Here is an 18479-nt window from a genome sequence, read left to right on the forward strand (position 1 = left end):
CCAATGATCACACGCAGACATTTTCTCGGTGCCGGGCTCGGTGCCGCCGCGGTCGGCCCCTGGCTGGGCGCCGGTGCCACCACGCCGATCCCCGGCAGGCAGTTGTTGACCGCTACCGACGTGCACGTCAGCGACTACCCCACCGTGGAGGCGGTGCGGTGGTTCGGCAAGCAGCTCGAAGCGCGCACCAATGGTCGGCTCACACTGCGCCAATACCACTCCGGCCAGTTGGGTCGCGAGTCGGAGGCGATCGACATGGCGCGCTTCGGCGCCATCGACATCACCCGCGTGTATTCGGGTGCGTTGAACAACGCCTTTTCGCTCACCCAGGCGCTGTGCCTGCCGTACGTGTTCGACTCGGTATCGCATCTGCGCCGCGCCATCGACGGCCACGTCGGCGACAGTGTGTTGCGCAGCTTCGAGCAGCGCGATCTGGTGGGCCTGGCGATCTACGATTCGGGCGCGCGGTGTTTCTACAACACCAAGCATCCGCTGCACCGCCCGGAAGATCTCAATGGCCTGAAACTGCGCGTGGCCTCGTCGGACATCTTCCTCAAGCTGATGCGCATGCTGGGCGCCAACCCCACGCCGATGTCGCTGGGCGAGACGTTCTCGGCGATGGAAACGCACATGATCGACGGTGCGGAAAACAATATGCGCAGCTTTCAGTCGAGCCGGCATTTCGAAGCCGCGCATTACTGGTCGCAGAGCGAGCATTCCTACGCGCCGGACGTCCTGGTGATGTCGCGCAAGAGTTTCCAATACCTGCGCCCGGCCGATCGCGCGCTGGTGGTGGAACTGGCACGCGCCTCGGTGCCGGTGATGCGCGATTTATGGGATGACTCGGAGGTGATCGCGCGCAAGCAGGTGATCGACTACGGCGTAAAGCTCAACCAGGTCGACATGCCGGCATTCCGCGCCGCCGCCGCCCCACTGCTGGCCGAATACCGCAAGCAGCCGCAGATCGAAGCGCTGTACCGCGTTTCCGATATCGCCGTTGGCGTGGCGTCCATCGCGCTGCTGGGCCTGGTGGTCGTGCAGGGCTGGCAGGTAATGACCCGCTACGTGCTCAACGACTCGCCCAGCTGGACCGAGCCGGTGACGCTGCTGTTGCTGAGCACCGCATTGAGCCTGGGCGCCGCCGCCGGCGTGCACACCAACCGCCATTTCGGCTTTTATCTGCTGAGCGAACACGTACCGCCGCTGGTACGCACGGTGTTCGATCTGATCCGCCCGTTGATGATCATGGCCATCGGCGCGGTGCTGGCATGGTGGAGTGCGGCGCTGCTGCTGGATGGGCTGGACATCAAGATGGCTGGCGCGCAGATGCCGCAGAGCATCAACTACCTGCCGCTGTCAATCGGCGGTGCGCTGATGGTGGTGTTCGCCTTGCACAAGCTGTGGCGTGTGCTGCGCCCGATCCACACCGCAGGGGTGCGCTGATGGGCATCGCCATGTTGTTGGGAACCTTTGTGGTGCTGCTGCTGATCGGCGTGCCGGTGGCCTACGCGCTGGGTGCGGCCGCACTGGCCACGTTGCTGTATCTGGATCTGCCCACGGTGGTGCTGGTGCAGCAGATTTCCGCTGGCAGCGGCTCGGCCTCGTTGATCGCCATTCCACTGTTTATCTTCGCCGGCGAGCTGATGCTGTGTGGTGGTATTTCCGAACGCTTGATCGCCCTGGCTTCGTCGCTGGTCGGGCGCGTGCGTGGCGGTCTGGGCCAGGTCAGCGTGTTGTCGTCGCTGTTTTTCGGCGGCGTGTCCGGCTCGGCGATTGCCGACGTCTCGGCGGTCGGCGGCACCATGATTCCGCAGGTGATCAAGCGCGGCTACGACCGCGATTATGCGGTCAATGTGGGCATGACTGCCGCGCTGGTGGCGTTGCTGGTGCCGCCCTCGCATAACTTGATTTTGTTCTCTGCGGCGGCCGGTGGCGGCATCTCGATCGCCGATCTGTTTGCGGCAGGTATCTTCCCCGCGCTATTGATGACTGCGGCGATGATGGTCACCGGCTATGCGGTCGCACGTCATCACGGTTATGGCACCGAGCCGTTCCCGGGTTGGCGCGCGGTGGCGCTGCGTCTATTCGGCGCGTTGCCGGGTCTGGGCTTGGTCGCGTTGATCTTCATCGGTATTCGCGCCGGCATCTTTACTGCGGTGGAAAGCGCCGCGATTGCTGTGGTGTACGCGTTGATCGTCACCGCGGTGCTGTATCGACAACTGCGCTGGGCCGAGTTCTTTGCCGCAGTGACGCATGCCACGCGCACGACCGGTGTGATCCTGTTCGTGATCGCAACGGCGGCGGTGTTCGGCTGGTTGCTGGCTTACCTGCAGGTGCCTGCGGCGGCGGTGAAGTTCCTGCAGGCCATTGCCGACAGCAAGAACACTGTGCTGCTGATGATCGTGGTGATGCTGTTGCTGCTGGGTATGTTCATGGACTTGGCGCCGAAGATCCTGATCTGTACGCCGATCTTTCTGCCGGTGGTCAAAGCCTACGGCATCGACCCGATCCACTTCGGTCTGGTGATGGTGTTGGCCGGCGGTATCGGGTTGATCACCCCGCCGATCGCTCGGTGCTGTTTATCGGTACCTCGATCGGCCAGATCACGATCGCGCAAAGCATGCGCACCATCTGGCCATTCTGGCTGGCCGCGTTGTGCGTGTTGCTGATCGTGGCGTTTTTCCCCGAATTGTCGTTGTGGTTGCCCAGGGCGCTGCGCGCCTGAGCGCAGTTGTCGGCGGAAGTGTCCGCCTTCATTCAAATGGCCGACAGTCCAGGCGTCGGCCGCCGCATCGCGCCGTATTCGGTGGGCAAGGAGAGAGCATGCGCGTGCGTTGTCCTTTCACCCGTGTGCGTTGGCTGTTGGCCAGCGGATTGTTGCTGTGCGCTGGCCTGAGCGCTGCAGCCGATTGGAAGCGCGGCATCGAGCATCAGCGCATTGCCGATCAAGGCAATGGCACCTTTCTCAATCCCGTGCTGGCCGGCGATCACCCCGACCCGTCGGTGCTCAAGGATGGCGAGGACTACTACCTCACGCTGTCCTCGTTCGATGCGTACCCGGGTCTGCCGATCTGGCATTCGCGCGATCTGGTCAACTGGCAGCCGCTGGGTCATGCCATCAGCCAGAACGTCGGCGCAATCTGGGCGCCGGATCTGATCAAGCACGGCAAGCGCTATTACATCTATTCCCCGGCGCGACGCGGCGACCGGGGCGAGCGCAGCAACTTCGTGGTGTGGGCCGACGCCATCAACGGCCCGTGGAGTGCACCGATCGATATCGGCCTGGGCAAGTACATCGATCCCGGCCATGCGGTCGGCGAAGACGGTAAGCGCTAGCTGTTTCTCAGCGGCGGCGATTACGTGCAGCTTTCCGACGATGGCTTCAGGGTGGTCGGCACGCCCAAGCACGTCTACGACGGCTGGAAATACCCAGAACACTGGGACGTGGAAGGCTACTCCCAGGAAGGTCCCAAGATCACCCGCCATAACGGCTGGTACTACATGACCACCGCGGTTGGCGGCACCGCCGGCCCGCCGACCGGGCACACCGCGCCCAACAACCCGATCACCCGCACCAGGAGCGCCGACGAGCCGTGGTGGTCGCGCGGCCACGCCACCCTGGTGGAAGGCACCGACAAACGCTGGTGGATGCTCTATCACGGCTACGAACACGGCTTCTGGACGCTGGGCCGGCAGGCGCTGCTCGACCCGAGCGAGTGGATGCCCGACGGCTGGTTCGTCGCCAGGGGCGGCGACCTGGGAACCCCGTTGAAAAAGCCCAGTGGGCAGGCGTTGCCGCACGGCCTGAGGTTGTCGGACGACTTTCGCGCCAGCACGCTCGGCCCGCAGTGGGCGTTCTTCGACCCGGCCGCCGACGAAGCGAGGCGGCTCACCGTGGGCAATGGCGTGCTGCGCCTGCAGGGCAAGGGCAGCGCCCCGCGCGATGCCTCGCCGCTGACCGTGATTGCGCCCGACCAGGCCTATTGGTTCGAGGTACACATGACCGTCGCTCAGGCGGGCAGGGCGGCGCGCTGCTGTTCTACAGCGACAAGCTCTATGCCGGCGTGGGCAGCAATGGCGAGAACTTCGTCATGCACCGCTATGGCGAAGAACGCCCGGCCAAACTGGCACCCAGCAGCAAGGGCGGCGCGCTGTGGCTGCGCGTCACCAACAACCGCCACATCGTCACCGTTCACAGCAGCACCGACGGCACCATCTGGACCAAGTATCCGGTGCAGATGGAAGTGTCCGGCTACCACCACAACGTAGCCGGCAAGTTCCTGGCACTGAAGCCGGCGTTGTACGCCGCTGGCCCAGGCCAGGTGGAGTTCCGCAATTTCCGCTACCGCGCTCTGGACTGACCGCTCTGCATGGCCGGACATGCCGCGGCGCGGTTGGCTGCGGGGCCCGGCACTGCGGACGCGGGACGTCGGCAAGCCTGCTAGGGCTTGCTGGCCCGCTGGTCGGTAGAATCCACCCAATTTCAACGGTTGACCGCTATGCCCGCCCGCAAGATGCCCGAAGAGGGAATGCCCGGCCTGCCGAAGGGCAAGGTAGCAACGATCAACGACATTGCCCGGATGTCGGGCGTCTCCAAGAAGACCGTCTCGCGGATCATTAACAACTCCCCGTTGGTGCGGCAGGACACCCGCGAGAAGGTCGAAGCGCTGATGCGCGAGGTTGGCTACGCGCCCGACCCGCTCGCGCGCGGGCTGGCGTTCCGGCGCTCGTTCCTGATCGGCATGGTCTACGACAACCCCACCGCGCAGTACATCGTGGACATGCAGTACGGCGCGCTGGACGCGCTGCGTGGCTCCAGCTTCGAGCTGGTGGTGCATCCCTGCGACAGCCGCAGCCCCGGCTACATCGAAGGCGTGCGTCGGTTTGCCCAGGCGCAGAAGCTGCATGGAGTGATCCTGGTGCCGCGTGCCTCCGAGGACCAGGCGCTGGCCGACATGCTGGCCGAGATCGGCTGCCGCTACACCCGCATCGCCTCGGTCGCCCTGGACACCACCTCGCAGACGGTGATCACCCACGACCGCGACGGTGCCGCCGAGGCGGCTGATTATTTGCTCTCGCTGGGCCATCGCGACATCGCCCTGGTCACTGGCCCCAGCGCCTATCGTTCCTCGATCGAACGCACCTCGGGGTTTGCCGACGCACTGACAAGGCGCGGTATCGAACTGCCGCCCGAGCGCATCGTGGAAGCCGGCTACACCTTCGAATCCGGCGTGGCCGCCGCCGAAAAGCTATTGCTGGGCAAAAAGCGCCCCACCGCCATCTTTACCGGCAACGACGAGATGGCCGCCGGCATCTACAAGGTCGCCCTGCGTGCAGGCATCCACATCCCGCGCCAGCTTTCGGTGATCGGCTACGACGACAGCTCGCTGGCCTCGCGGCTGTGGCCACCGCTGACCTCGGTCCGCCGCCACACCCGCGACACCGGCCGCACCGCCGCCGCCATGCTGATCCAACCCGACAACGTGCTCCAACTGCCCACCGCCAGCGTGCGCCCGCATCTGATCGTCAGGGATTCCTGCCAACCGCCGGAGGATTGATCCGAGGGCGGATGCACGCCGCCCCGCCTGCGTGCCGGGCGCCGATTGCCGTTGGCGCATTGGCGAATCGGGCAAGGCCCGCTTTACGCTCCCGGTGGCAGGCTTCGCAAACGCGTGCATGCTGTTGGCGCCGTGGTAGCCGCTGCGTCTACGGTGGACGAGAATGATGGGCAGCAGTGGTCGTAAGGACCATGCAGCCGACCGAATCCCGGCTCTTGTCCGCGACAATAGAGGCACCCCAGCACCGATAGCTGACAGGTTGTGCAGCGGCTGTGCTTGTCAGCGCAGCGCATCCTCACATTGGAGTTCTGCATGTTCCCCAAACTTGATCGCGGCTCGCAGTCCGCTACCCCGACTACGGCGCCCCCCCCCCCCCCCGAGAGGCATCCACGCGGCGATGTCGATGCGCGGCGGCCCGCCGCCGATACCTCCGATTCGAGCCTGCTCGATGAATTGCGCCGGCCTCGTCCAAAACGCGCCAGTTCCGCGTCTGCATCGGTCGCGCCCAACGCGGCGTTATCCAGTAACGATCTTGCTCTTGCCGCGTACTTGCTGGCGCGCGACATCGATGGGCGCCGCGTTCCCCCAGCGGAGGTGGGCCGCCTGCGCAAGGCGAACGACAGCATCAGCAACACGCGGCAGTTGCTCCAGTTCGGGCGCGGAAATGTCGACACCGATCTGCGCAAAACCCGCAACAACAGCGGCTGGCGGACAAAAGCTGCGCGCCAGTTCAAGAATGAGCTGTACGCGCGCGGTGCCGGGCAGTTCATTGACTATGCCCAGCAAATGACCCATTTGGCTGCGGCCGCTGTCGTCTTTGGTTCGGGCAATTGCGGTGAACATGCGAGCGTCACGAGCATCTATCACAGCAGCCGGCTGGATGCTCAGGAAACGGTGCATCACGTCGCCAAACGCAACCATGCCTGGGTAGAGGCGCGCGTGCCGGCCGGCGATGACGCCGACTCAAGCACCATTGTGATGGATGGGTGGGCCAAGGGCCCCGCCATCCTGGCGCCCGATTCGCGGTTCGCAGCCAGGCGCGAGAAGTTGTGTAGCAATGTGCAACTGGATGCAGCCAGTGGACGCGATGCCCGCATCGCGACCAACGATCTTATTCTGGAGATGCGGGCCAAGGGGCCTGCCGAAGTGGAACGGCGGATTCACCAAGGCGTGACCTTGAGTGCACGCTTTGTCGCGTTCATCGATTCATTCCTGCCGTCCGGCATCGGCGATTGGTCCGAACAGCATGTGCTCGACGATGCCTTTGCCGGTCGCGTCCGCGCGCATCTCGACGCATCTGCGGCCAGTGCCGAGCTGCTCGCGCGAGCGGAACGGATCGCCGGGGAGTTCGGTGTCGTTGGCGTTGGCGGCACGGCCCAGGCGCAGCAGATCATTGCGGCAACCCGCGTGCTCGCGGCGCTTCGCTGAGAGCTATCGCTGGGGTCCGCCTGCCGCTTTAGGCTGCACCACGGATGGACAGGCGGACAGGCACGTCCCAGCGCTGCGATGGTGCCCTGCTCAGAACGGTGCGTCCGCGCATTCGTGCACTGCGCAATGACACCGGTTAACCATGGGCACTAGAATGACACGGCGGGGCATTCATTCCCCTCGCTTGCCTCCGGAGATGCACATGTCCCGGTGCTGCAAGACCCACTACGCCACCCATCCCGATGCCATCAAAGGCGCCAGCAACAACGACCTGCGCGAGCTCTATCTGCTCGACGGCCTGTTCGTCGACGAGGCGGTGACGCTCAAATACACCCATTACGAGCGGTTCGTGCTCGGTGGCGCGGCCCCGCTCGGCAAGACGCTGGCGCTGCCCAGGCAGACCGAACCGGCGTCTGCCGCCGGCCACCCATTCCTGGAGCGCCGCGAGCTCGGCATTGTCAACGTCGGCACCGGCAGCGTGACCGTGGATGGCACCGTCTACACCCTCGGGCCGAAGGACGGTCTGTACGTGGCGATGGGCAGTACCGAGGTCAGCTTCGCTTCCGACGACGCTACCAACCCGGCCAGGTTCTATCTTGCCTCCACCCCGGCGCACGCGCGTTTGAAGACCAAGCAGCTCTCGATCAAGGATGCAGTGGCACTGGAGCGCGGCGCGCTGGACACCAGCAACGAGCGCACCATCTACCAGTACATCGTGCCGGCCACCTGCCAGTCCTCGCAGCTGTTGCTCGGGCTGACCGTGCTCAAGCCCGGTAGCGTCTGGAACACCATGCCGCCGCACTTGCACGATCGCCGCAGCGAGGTCTATTTCTATTTCGACCTCGGCGCCAACGATCGCGTCTATCACTTCATGGGCGAGCCCCAGGCGCAGCGCCACATCGTGATCCAGAACAACGAAGCCGTTGTCTCGCCGCCGTGGTCGATCCACATTGGCGCTGGCACCAGCAACTACGCCTTCATCTGGGCGATGGGCGGCGAAAACCTCGATTACACCGACATGCACGTGCTGGACATCTGCCAGCTCAAGTGAGGCCGCTCCAACAAAGCGGTCTTTCTTCAAGCTCGCTCTAATAGCGCTAGCGCTATCCGAACTGGCGCTGGCCAAGCAGCGGCTCGAACGACGCAATCGGCCGTGCACGGCGCGGCTCACTCATCCAACGTGGTACCCCCGGCAGGAGCGATAAGGTAATGCGCAATCCGTTCAGTCTCGAAGGCAAGGTCGCACTGGTCACCGGTGCCAACAGGGGCTTGGGCCAGGGTATCGCGCTGGCGCTGGCGCTGGCTCAGGCCGGCGCCGACATCGCCGGCGCCGGCATCCAGGCGCCCACCGAGACCGAGGAAAAGGTCAAAGCGCTGGGCCGTCGCTTCGTCGCTATCCGAGCCGACCTGATCCGCATCGAGCCGGTGCAGCGCATCCTCGACGAAAGCCTGGCCGGCCTCGGGCGCCTGGATATCCTGGTCAACAACGCCGGCCTGATTCGCCGCACCGACGCGGTGGATTTCAGCAAGCAAGATTGGGACGACGTGCTCAACGTCAACCTGAAGTCGGCCTTCTTCATGGCGCAGGCCGCCGGCCGTCACTTCATTGCCCAGGGCAGCGGCAAGATCATCAACATCGCCTCGATGCTGTCGTTCCAGGGCGGCATTCGGGTGCCTTCATACACCGCCAGCAAGTCGGGCATTGCCCGCATCACCCGCCTGCTCGCCAACGAGTGGGGCAGCAAGGGCGTCACCACCAATGCGATCGCGCCGGGTTACATGGCCACCGACAACACCGCCCAACTGCGCGCCGACCAAGCGCGTAACCAGTCGATCCTGGACCGCATTCCGGCTGGGCGCTGGGGCGTGCCGGCCGATCTCGGCGGCACCGCGGTATTCCTGGCCAGCAGCGCCGCAGATTACGTCAATGGCGCCATCATCCCGGTCGACGGCGGCTGGCTGGCACGCTAAACCAACCAAGGCCGTGGACGTCGTCGTCGCCGGCAGCGGCCTGATCAGCACGCCCCCTCGGCCTTGGGGCGAGACGGCACGGCAGGCATGCCACTGGCGCGCGTGCCTTGGAGCGCCCACGCCGCAGGGCGTAGACCGGCTGCTCGTGCGCTTCGAAAAAACGCAAACGCAGTTTCCTCGCAATCAACCATCTCGCCGCGGCGATCATCGCCCCAGTGCACTCCTCACACGTCGCCGTCGCCACTCCAGCCATCGCCGTTGCCGCGCTGGATCACCTGATCGGTTTCCAGCATATCGCCTGCCGGCAGCTGCGCTTGTTGCGCGAGGTCGGCGTAGATCGGGGTAAAGTCCGGCGCGGTGGCGTTCATCAATTGCGCAAAACTGTCGATGACGAAATAGGTCTTCTGGAAGCTGTCGATGCGGTAGCGCGTGCGCATGATGCGGTGCAGGTCGAAGCCGATCCGGTTGGGCGCCGGCGATTCTAGCGAATGCAGCGATTCGCCCTTGGACGACACGATGCCGGCGCCATAGATACGCAGCCCCTGCGGGGTGTTGATGAGGCCGAATTCCACCGTGTACCAATACAGCCGGGTGAGGTTTTGCAGCGCATCCGGACCGATGCCATGCGCCTTGACCCCGCCACGGCCATAGGCCTGCATGAAGTCGGCAAACAGTGGATTCATCAGCAGCGGCACGTGCCCGAACAGATCATGGAACAGATCCGGTTCGGCGATGTAATCGATCTGATCGGGGCGACGGATCCACCACGTCACCGGGAAGCGTTTGTTGGCCAGATGTTCGAAAAAATCGAGCTCCGGCAGCAGGCCTTGCACACCGACCAGCGTCCAGCCGGTGGCCGCTTGCAGCACGGCGTTGAGCGTGTCGAAGCGCGGAAGTTGGGTGTCCCCCATCCCCATCGCGTCCTGCGCCTGCAGAAATGCATCGCAGGCGCGGCCGACCAGCAACGCGCGCTGGCGGCGATACAACGTGCCCCAAGTGGCGTGATCGTCGGCACTGTAGCCGTCCCAAGGTTGCTCGACCACGGCGGTTGTGTAGACCGGCACATAGCCCTTGTCGGTGAGCTGATTTTCGACGCGTAGCGGCGCAGTGTTCATGCAGCGGCACTTCCCGATGACCAGTGTTCACCTTAGCCGGATGGCTGCGCAACAGGATTGCGAATATTGCGTGGAACACGCTAATTAAGGCAAGATTCGTGCGTCATCCTATGCTGGGGTGCAACTTATGGACCAGCCAATCGCCTTGGACCGCACCGACTTGCGGTTGCTTGCCTTGCTGCAGACGCAGGGGCGCAGCAGCAACGCCGAGCTGGCCATGCAGGTCAATTTGTCGGCGTCCGCCTGCCTGCGTCGCACCCAGCGATTGGAAGCGGCCGGCATCATCGCCGGCTACGGCGCGCGCCTGGATGCACGTGCACTCGGGCTTGGCCTGCAGGCATTTGTGCGCGTGCAGCTGGAGCAGCATGGGCAGGCCGATATCGAACATTTCGCCGAGGGCGTGCGCGGCTGGGACGAGGTGGTCGCGTGCTGGGCACTCACCGGCGACATGGATTATCTGCTGCACGTGCAGGTGCGTGATCTCGAACATTTTTCGCGGTTTCTGCTCGATCGTCTGCTCAATGCAACCGGCGTGTCCGACGTCAATTCCAGCTTCGTCCTGCGCACGGTGAAAGCCGCGGAAGGCCTGCCGTTGTCGCATCTGGCATGACACTTGCGCCAATGTGTGGCGCTTGCTTGGGCGCCTCGCCCGAGTGAGGCATTGGGACCTGACGCGGCATCAACGGCACCGAGCGCGGCACACGCGCGCGGCCGACGATGCCATTTGCCACGACAACGCGATGTCGCGAATGGCAGTGCTGCAAGCCGATCTGACCGACAGCAGCACGCTCACGGTGGGTTCCCAGCGTCAGGACAACAGCCCGGTCGGCTCGACCTGGGGCACGGTGGCCTCTTCGCCGCCGCTGGGTCATTCGCCAACCTCACTGGCTCGACCGATATGGCACCTGCGTGTACACGCAGGCAGCGCGAAATCAGCACGGCGTTCGCCAACCTGGAACAGCCGTCAGCAAAAATCAGCGCAGCCTGATTGGGACACGGCCTCACGCCCCAACCGTGGCCCAGTACCGCTCGCCATCGCGCTGTACCCGCACCGGGACGTCGAACACGGCCGACAGGCTAGCGTCGGTCAGTAGCGCATCGCGCCGACCATCGGCCACCACACGACCGGCGCGCAGCAGAATCACCCGCGCGATTTCGGGCACGATTTCTTCGATGTGATGGGTCACCAGCACCAACGTGATGCCTTGCTGGGCGAGGTGACGCATGGTGTGGAGCAGGTGCTGGCGCGCGACCAGATCCAGCCCGGTGGATGGTTCGTCCAGCAACAGTGCCTGTGGGCGGTTGACCAACGCGCGCGCGATCAGCACCCGGCGCATCTCGCCGGCCGACAACTCGGCAAATTGCCGACCCAGCAGCGGCAATGCGCGTGCCAACGCGAGTGCCTCACGTGCCCTTGTGCGCATGTCGTCGCTGATCTTGCGATGCGGCGGCACCACGTAGCTGCGGAAGAAGCCCGATAGCACCGCACTCTCTACATCCAGCTCCGGCATGTTGGCCAGGTTGACACTCAAGTCGCCGGTGACGATGCCCAGCTGCGAGCACAACCGGCCCACCTGCCAGTGTGGTTGCCCGAGCACTTTCACCGCCGGCTGGCCGTCGGCGCGCACCAGCGGATATAGCTCGCGCGTAATCAATTTGATGAAGGAGGATTTGCCGCAACCATTAGGACCAAGGATGGCGGTGTGTTGCCCTAGCGCGATGCGCAAACTGAGTGCGTGCAACACCCGCACCTGGCCGCGCATTACGCTGGCCTGGTCGAGTTCGATCAACGGGATGGCGTTCGCAACAGCAGAATTGGCAGAAACATCGGCAGCAACAGTCATACGAGTGGCATCAAACGTAGTAGAGAAGTGGGTAAGTGAACCGCATTTAGAAATGTAGGCCTCACCCTACGCATCCGAAGGGTGAGGTTTGCCGCGATCGCTCACATTATGTCTGTATCGACCGAGCGATGGCGCTGCTGTGGAGATGCCGGTGTTGTCCGATCCGATCATCGACTTCCTGGCCTCGGGCATCGCCGGCCTGGGTGTATGGAGCATGCTGGTGGTGCTGCTAGTGGTCACCCACCGCACCTTCTTTGCCGTGATCTTGTACCTGCATCGCCGTCAGGCGCATCGGATCGCCGTGCCCAACGCCGATACGCTGAAAGCGCTGTTGTCGCATTGCTTTCAGGCGTTTGTGTGTGCGCGCAGGTCGAGTGACTTGATCCTGCGCGGCGTGTTGATCGTATGCAGCGCGTGCGTTGCTGTATTCGTCGCGCAGGCCCAGGTGCAGGATAGCCAAGCGTATCTGCAACGCATGGATACCGACGGCGATGGCCGCGTCAGTGGCGACGAATATCTGGTCTGGATGAGTTACGCCTTCGATCAGCGCGATCTGGATCACGACGGTGTGCTGCAGGGCGATGAACTACCAGCTCGCCGGGGCAAACCGATCACCCGTGCTGCGCATCGCGCCACCTTGATCGAGCGCTTCGTACTCCAGGACGCCAACGGCGACGGTTACTTGAGCGCGTGCGAATTGCTGGCGCCGCCGCGCTGATGCGCGCCTTCGCGCGCATCTGATGCCGGGTTGGGCAAGCTTGAGCGCATGTTCACTCTCGACCAGGTCAGCTGCCGCTACGGCCAGGCCATCGCCCTGGATGCGGTTTCGCTTAACTTTGCCAGCGGCATCACCACCGCGTTGATCGGCCCCAGCGGCGCCGGCAAGTCCACCGTGCTGCGCATGCTGGTGGGGCTGGAATGGCCGGATAGCGGCACGGTCGCCTTCGATGGCACGCCACTGCAACGCGCCTGTCTGCAGGCGCAACGCCAACGCATCGGTTACGTGATCCAGGAAGGCGGGCTGTTTCCACATCTGGATGCGCGCAGCAATGCGGCCTTGCTGGCGCAGACGCTGGGCTGGACGCGGCAACGCATCGATGCGCGTCTGGAGACATTGTGCGCGCTGTGCCAATTGCCGCCGGCGTTGCTGGCGCGCTACCCGGCCGAACTGTCTGGCGGCCAACGCCAGCGTGTCGGCCTGATCCGCGCCTTGATGCTGGATCCACCGGCGTTGTTGCTGGATGAACCGCTGGGCGCACTCGACCCCATCGTGCGCTACGACCTGCAGGCGCAAATGCGCGAAATGTTCGCTCAACTCGGCAAGACCGTGGTGCTGGTCACCCACGATGTTGCCGAAGCTGGGTATCTGGCCGATACCTTGGTACTGATGCGCGCCGGCCGCGTGGTGCAGCAGGGCAGTGCACGCAGCTTGCTGGAACAGCCGGCCGATGCGTTCGTGCAGCGCTTTCTCACCGCGCAGCGCAGCATTGGCGACGCCGCATGATCGCGCGCGTGCTGTTCGCAGGTGTTCTGTTGATCTGCAGCATCGGTGTGCAGGCCGCGCACGTGACGCTCGGCTCGAAGAACTTCACCGAAGCAGTGATCCTGGGCGAAATCGCCACTGCCGCCGGGCAGCGCGACGGGGTGGAGGTACAGCATCGCGCGCAGCTCGGAGGCACGCGCATCCTGTGGCGCGCGCTGGAGACCGGGCAGATCGATGCGTATGCCGAATACACTGGCACGCTGGCGCAGGAGTTGGTCCAACTGCCAAATGCCAGCCAGGCCGAACTGCGCGCCGCGTTGGATGCACGTGGACTTGCGATGACCGACTCGCTTGGTTTCCAGGACACCTATGCGTTGGGCATGCGGCGCGACCATGCGCGGGCATTGGGCATTGAATCGCTCTCTGATCTGGCGCGTCACCCAACGCTCAAGATCGGCCTGAGCAATGAGTTCATGCAGCGCGCCGATGGTTGGCCGGGCGTGCGTGCGGCATATGCGCTGCCGCAGACCGCAACCGGGCTGGATCACGATCTGGCGTATCGCGCACTGCAGAGCGGGGCGATCGAGGTCACCGATCTGTACAGCACCGATGCGGAAATTCCGTATTACCAGCTGCAGGTGCTGCGCGACGACCGTCAGTATTTCCCCGAGTACAAGGCCGTGTTTCTGTATCGCAAGGACCTGGCGCAACGCTCGCCGGCGATGTTGCGGGCCTTGCAGGGGCTGCAAGGACGTATCGATGAGGCGACCATGCAGCGGCTCAACGCACAGGTGAAGCTGGAGCGTCAGTCCGAAGCGGCAGTCGCAGCGCAGTGGTTGGGAGTGGCGCCCACATCCGAAGCCGACTCGCGTAGTACCCGTTTGCTGCGACACACGCGCCAACACCTTGCCTTGGTCGGCATCTCGTTGGGTTTTGCTTTGCTGATCGCGTTACCGCTGGGCGTGCTGGCGGCGCGGCGTCCACGCCTCGGGCAGGTGGTGCTGTCGTTGACCGGGGTGCTGCAGACGTTGCCGTCGCTGGCGGTATTCGTCTTCATGATTCCGTTGTTCGGCATTGGCGCCAAACCGGCGATTGCTGCGCTGTTTTTATACAGCCTGTTGCCGATAGTGCGTAACACGCATGCCGGGCTGACCTCGATCCCGCGCGAGTTGCATCAAACCGCTCAGGCGATCGGATTGCCGGCGTGGACGCGCTTGTGGCGCGTGGAATTACCGCTGGCCCGCCGCACGATTGTGGCCGGCATCCAGACCGCAGCGGTGATCAACGTGGGCACCGCCACGCTGGGCGCATTGATCGGCGCAGGTGGGTATGGCCAGCCAATTCTCACCGGTATCCGCCTGGATGACATTGGCTTGATTCTGGAAGGCGCAATTCCCGCGGCCGTTCTTGCACTGCTGGTGCAAGCGGTGTTCGAAGGGCTGGAGCATTGGGTCACGCCGCGCGGGTTGCGGCTCAGTCAGCGTGGTTGAGTTGCGATTGCAGGAGAGTGGCGGGCGCGCTTGGCATTCGACGATCGGCCCGCGCGGCATCACCCACCCGGCAGCGCCGCGATCAACCGCGACAGTACGTGCTCGGTGACGCTCAGATGCGGCGCGATACGTAAACGCCCGTGGCGCCGTGTGCAGATCACACCAAGCGCGCCGAGCGTTGTCGCCACCGCCTCCAACTGGTCTGCTGGCGGCCGCAGCGCGGTCAGATGCGGCGCATGACCAGGCGTGCACCAGCTGCCAAGGCCACGCGCATGCAACGCCGCGTCCCATTGCGTAGTGAGCGCACCAAGTGTCTCGGCGATACGCGCCGGTTCCCACGCAGCGACTTGCTGCAAGGCCATGGTCGCCATCGCGACACGCAAGGAATCGGCAACGCCGCCGGCATCGAATCGCCGCGCACCGCTGCGATACAGTGGCGCAGTGGCGACCGGGAATTCCCAACTGCTGCCGGCATCGCGCCCGATCCAGTGTTCTTCGATCGGCACGCCGTGCGCACGCCACTGCGGTGCTACCCATAGCCAGGCCAATCCCATCGGCCCGAGCAACCATTTGTGCCCGACGCTGACCACGAAATCCGGCCGCCAACACCGCAGGTCGGTCGGCAACACGCCCAGGCTCTGGCTCAAGTCCAGCACCAGCGCTGCCCCGCACGCGTGCACCTGCGCACTGATGCGGTCCAGGTCGAGTGCTCGCCCGTCCAGCCAGTACGCATGCGGCAGCGCCACGATGCGCAGCGCAGGCGTCTGGGCAATCGCTTGCAGCACTGCGTCGGTCAACGTGGCGCCGGCAGTGGTTGGCACAGGGACGATGTGCGCACCGACCTCGGCGCAGCGGCGTTGCCAGATCAACAAGTTGGATGGGAACTGACCTTCCAGGACCAGCACCGCCGCGCCGCGTTGCAGAGGCAAATTGCGCGCGGCAGTGGCCAGACCATGCGCAGCCGAAGGCACCATCGCCACGCCGTCGGCATCGTTGTCGAACAAGCCTGCGGCAAGCGCGCGCAAACGCTCGATCTCGTGCAGCCAGGCATCAAACGGCAGCTGCCACGGCGTGGCCATCGCATCGACCGCCTGATGCGCCACTGCCTGCACCGCACGCAGCAATGGCCCACGCGAAGCGGCATCCAGATAGGTGACCTTGCCAGGCAGCGCAAATGCGTGATGTCGCTCGGCCCACTCGAGGGGTGCGGGAAGCGTGCTGGACAGAGAGTGCGATGACATGCCAACAGCTTACCGCTGGCTGCTACGCCGCCGACACGGCGTGTTAACGGGCGCTCCCTAAGCATACGAAGATGTCTGCACTCTTACCTCTGCCGGGCCACCACCAGCAGCAGTTGACGTGGCTGGAACGCTACGCGCAGACCCGCGCGCTGAGCGATCGTCTCGCCGCACCCTTGAGCGCCGAAGACGCAATGGTACAAAGCATGCCCGATGCCAGCCCCGGTAAATGGCATCTGGCTCACACCACCTGGTTCTTCGAACGCTTCGTGTTACAGGCGGATCCGGCTTACCGCGTGTTCGATCCGGCCTGGGATTTTTTGTTCAACAGCTATTACCTGAGCGTAGGCCCCATGCATGCGCGGGCGCGCCGTGGGGTGTTGTCGCGTCCCTCGTTACAGCAGGTGCGTGATTACCGCGCTGCGGTCGATGTGCAGATGCAACAGCGTCTGCAAGCGGGGCGGCTGGATGCTGAGGCTTGCACAATCGTGCAACTCGGTATTCAGCATGAGCAGCAGCATCAGGAATTGCTGTTGACCGATATCAAGCACGCGTTATGGAGCAATCCGCTGCAGCCGGCGTATCGCAATGCAGCGGCACCGTCTGCGGCCCTCGCCAGCACATTGCGCTGGCATGCGCGCGACGAACAGATCGTTGAAATCGGTGCCGCAGCATGGCCGCAGTCGGACACGTTTGCCTACGACAACGAATCGCCGCGTCATCGCGTGCTGGTCGGCGCTCATGCCCTGGCCAACCGCGTGGTCACCAATGCAGAGTTCCAGGAGTTCATCGATGCCGGTGGTTACCGCGGCGCCGGTACCTGGCTCAGCGATGGTTGGGCGATGGTGCAAGCACAAGGTTGGCAGCATCCGTTGTATTGGGACGTGGATGGACGCGAGTTCACCCTCGACGGTTGGCGTGCGCGCGACCCGCATGCACCGGTCAGCCATTTGAGCATGTTCGAGGCCGATGCGTTTGCGCGCTGGGCCGGCGCACGTCTGCCCACTGAAGCCGAATGGGAACAGGCCGCCACCGGCGTGCCGGTGCAGGGCAATTTCGTGGACACCGACGCGCTGCAACCGCGTGGTGCCGAGGCTGTGGATACCGGCATCCAGCAGCTGTTCGGCGATGTCTGGGAATGGACCGGCAGTGCGTATCTGCCGTATCCGGGGTTCGCGCCGTGGCCCGGGTCGCTGGGCGAATACAACGGCAAATTCATGAATGCGCAATGGGTGCTGCGCGGTGGCAGTTGCGCCACGCCGGCCAGTCATCTACGTGCCAGTTACCGCAATTTTTTCCCGTCCGATGCGCGTTGGCAGTTTGCCGGCGTGCGCCTTGCCAAGGATCTGCCTTGAACGCCGCCGCCCATGCCACGCAACGCGCGCACGCCGCGCTGACCGACCTGCGCCCGCAGCCGGACGACATCACTGCCGACGCACTGGCGGGCTTGTCGCAAACACCCAAGACGTTGCCGTCGAAATATTTCTACGATGCGCACGGCTCGCAGCTGTTCGAAGCCATCACGCAGCAGCCGGAGTACTACCTCACCGGCACCGAACTGGGTTTGCTGGAAGCCAGCATGCCGTCGATTGCGCAGGCGATCGGCGCCGGCGTGCACGTGGTCGAATACGGCAGCGGCAGCGGTCGCAAGACCGAACTGCTGTTGCAGGGCTTGCGCCATGTGGTGGCCTACACGCCGCTGGAAATCTCGCGCACTGCCTTGCTCGACAGCACTGCACGGCTGGCGCAGAAGTTTCCGCAGATCCAGATGCTGCCGGTCTGCACCGACTTCACCAAGCCGCTGCGCCTGCCCGATGCAAAGCGCGTGGCGTGTCGGCATCTGATATTCTTCCCCGGCTCCACGCTGGGCAATTTCACCAACCCGGCTGCCATCGCGTTGATGGATGCGATGCGCCAGACCATGGGTAGCGATGGCTGCGCCTTGATCGGTATCGATCTGGACAAGGACGCCGGTGTGATCGAAGCCGCCTACAACGATGCCGCGGGCGTCACCGCCAAATTCACCTTGAATCTGCTGGCACGGCTCAACCGTGAGATCGGCAGCGATTTCGATCTGGATGGCTTCCGCCACCATGCGGTGTATGCGCGCGAGCGCGGCCGCATCGAAACTTTTTTGATCAGTCAACGCGCGCAGCGCGTGCACGTGGGCGGCAAGGACTTCGACTTTGCCGAAGGCGAAGCGATGCAGGTCGAATACAGCTATAAATACACCGACGCGCACTTCGCCGAACTTGCCGCCGCTGCCGGGTTGAAAGTGACGCACGGTTGGAACGATGCCAAGGATTGGTTCGGGCTGCGCTTGTTGCGCCCTTTTTGACGTCGCGGAGTTGG

The 18479-nt window shown here is 64.3% G+C and carries 14 protein-coding genes and 5 pseudogenes; 16 read left to right on the forward strand and 3 right to left on the reverse strand.

Annotated elements, in window-relative coordinates; translation table 11 throughout:
• Positions 1-3 precede the first annotated feature (3 nt).
• The 8 genes and pseudogenes from PD885_RS00725 to kduD all read left to right on the forward strand — a co-directional run.
• Positions 4-996, forward strand: a pseudogene (locus PD885_RS00725) (TRAP transporter substrate-binding protein); the annotation flags it as partial.
• A complete protein-coding gene (locus PD885_RS21830; RefSeq protein ID WP_267896038.1) occupies positions 973-1443 on the forward strand; it encodes a TRAP transporter small permease in 471 nt (156 codons plus the stop codon). The pseudogene PD885_RS00725 and the gene PD885_RS21830, both read left to right, overlap by 24 nt.
• A pseudogene (locus PD885_RS00730) lies at positions 1443-2725 on the forward strand (TRAP transporter large permease). Before PD885_RS21830 ends, PD885_RS00730 begins: the two are co-directional and overlap by 1 nt.
• 98 nt (positions 2726-2823) lie before the next feature.
• Positions 2824-4361, forward strand: a pseudogene (locus tag PD885_RS00735) (family 43 glycosylhydrolase).
• A 138-nt stretch (positions 4362-4499) separates the two neighbouring features.
• Entirely contained in the window at positions 4500-5558 is a 1059-nt protein-coding gene (locus PD885_RS00740; protein WP_040762639.1) for a LacI family DNA-binding transcriptional regulator, read from the forward strand.
• 312 nt (positions 5559-5870) lie between these two features.
• On the forward strand, positions 5871-6986 hold the full coding sequence (locus tag PD885_RS00745; protein WP_145954087.1) for a type III effector HopX1: 1116 nt from the start codon (positions 5871-5873) through the stop codon (positions 6984-6986).
• A 202-nt stretch (positions 6987-7188) separates the two neighbouring features.
• On the forward strand, positions 7189-8037 hold the full coding sequence (gene kduI / locus PD885_RS00750) for a 5-dehydro-4-deoxy-D-glucuronate isomerase (RefSeq protein WP_002808518.1): 849 nt from the start codon (positions 7189-7191) through the stop codon (positions 8035-8037).
• Between the two features lie 158 nt (positions 8038-8195).
• On the forward strand, positions 8196-8957 hold the full coding sequence (gene kduD / locus PD885_RS00755) for a 2-dehydro-3-deoxy-D-gluconate 5-dehydrogenase KduD (RefSeq protein ID WP_002808515.1): 762 nt from the start codon (positions 8196-8198) through the stop codon (positions 8955-8957).
• Positions 8958-9181: 224 nt separating this feature from the next.
• On the opposite strand, the gene phhA is transcribed toward kduD, so the two are convergent.
• Complete coding sequence (gene phhA, locus PD885_RS00760) at positions 9182-10072, reverse strand: phenylalanine 4-monooxygenase (protein WP_002808514.1); 891 nt, start codon at positions 10070-10072, stop codon at positions 9182-9184.
• A gap of 127 nt (positions 10073-10199) precedes the next feature.
• On the opposite strand from phhA, the gene PD885_RS00765 reads away from it, so the two are divergent.
• Both PD885_RS00765 and PD885_RS00770 read left to right on the forward strand, forming a co-directional pair.
• Positions 10200-10682: an Lrp/AsnC family transcriptional regulator gene (locus PD885_RS00765; RefSeq protein WP_002808513.1), complete on the forward strand. Its 483-nt coding sequence runs from the start codon at positions 10200-10202 to the stop codon at positions 10680-10682.
• Between the two features lie 118 nt (positions 10683-10800).
• Positions 10801-11033 (forward strand): annotated as a pseudogene (locus PD885_RS00770) (TonB-dependent siderophore receptor); the annotation flags it as partial.
• Between the two features lie 40 nt (positions 11034-11073).
• Here PD885_RS00770 and PD885_RS00775 read toward each other — a convergent pair.
• Positions 11074-11916, reverse strand: coding sequence for an ABC transporter ATP-binding protein (locus tag PD885_RS00775; RefSeq protein ID WP_002808512.1), 843 nt, complete (start codon positions 11914-11916; stop codon positions 11074-11076).
• Between the two features lie 151 nt (positions 11917-12067).
• On the opposite strand from PD885_RS00775, the pseudogene PD885_RS20275 reads away from it, so the two are divergent.
• From PD885_RS20275 to PD885_RS00790, 4 genes and pseudogenes are all read left to right on the forward strand, one after another.
• Positions 12068-12211: pseudogene (locus tag PD885_RS20275) on the forward strand (DesA family fatty acid desaturase); the annotation flags it as partial.
• An 84-nt stretch (positions 12212-12295) separates the two neighbouring features.
• Positions 12296-12634, forward strand: a complete 339-nt coding sequence (locus PD885_RS00780; RefSeq protein WP_052032139.1) for an EF-hand domain-containing protein — start codon at positions 12296-12298, stop codon at positions 12632-12634.
• Positions 12635-12682: 48 nt separating this feature from the next.
• Positions 12683-13420 (forward strand): ATP-binding cassette domain-containing protein, encoded by a 738-nt coding sequence (locus PD885_RS00785; RefSeq protein WP_002808510.1) that lies wholly within the window; start codon positions 12683-12685, stop codon positions 13418-13420.
• A complete protein-coding gene (locus tag PD885_RS00790; protein ID WP_002808509.1) occupies positions 13417-14889 on the forward strand; it encodes an ABC transporter permease/substrate-binding protein in 1473 nt (490 codons plus the stop codon). Before PD885_RS00785 ends, PD885_RS00790 begins: the two co-directional genes overlap by 4 nt.
• Before the next feature lie 59 nt (positions 14890-14948).
• On the opposite strand, the gene PD885_RS00795 is transcribed toward PD885_RS00790, so the two are convergent.
• Positions 14949-16130 carry an aminotransferase class V-fold PLP-dependent enzyme gene (locus tag PD885_RS00795; protein WP_002808507.1) on the reverse strand — a complete coding sequence of 394 codons (1182 nt, stop codon included), beginning with the start codon at positions 16128-16130 and terminating at the stop codon, positions 14949-14951.
• A 71-nt stretch (positions 16131-16201) separates the two neighbouring features.
• Between PD885_RS00795 and egtB the strand changes: the two genes are divergently transcribed.
• Both egtB and egtD read left to right on the forward strand, forming a co-directional pair.
• Positions 16202-17482: an ergothioneine biosynthesis protein EgtB gene (gene egtB, locus PD885_RS00800; protein WP_002808506.1), complete on the forward strand. Its 1281-nt coding sequence runs from the start codon at positions 16202-16204 to the stop codon at positions 17480-17482.
• Positions 17479-18465 (forward strand): L-histidine N(alpha)-methyltransferase, encoded by a 987-nt coding sequence (egtD, locus tag PD885_RS00805; protein WP_002808505.1) that lies wholly within the window; start codon positions 17479-17481, stop codon positions 18463-18465. Before egtB ends, egtD begins: the two co-directional genes overlap by 4 nt.
• The last annotated feature ends 14 nt before the right edge of the window (positions 18466-18479 follow it).

Origin of the sequence: Xanthomonas fragariae (genome assembly GCF_900183975.1) — a bacterium.
Classification (GTDB): Bacteria; Pseudomonadota; Gammaproteobacteria; order Xanthomonadales; family Xanthomonadaceae; genus Xanthomonas; species Xanthomonas fragariae.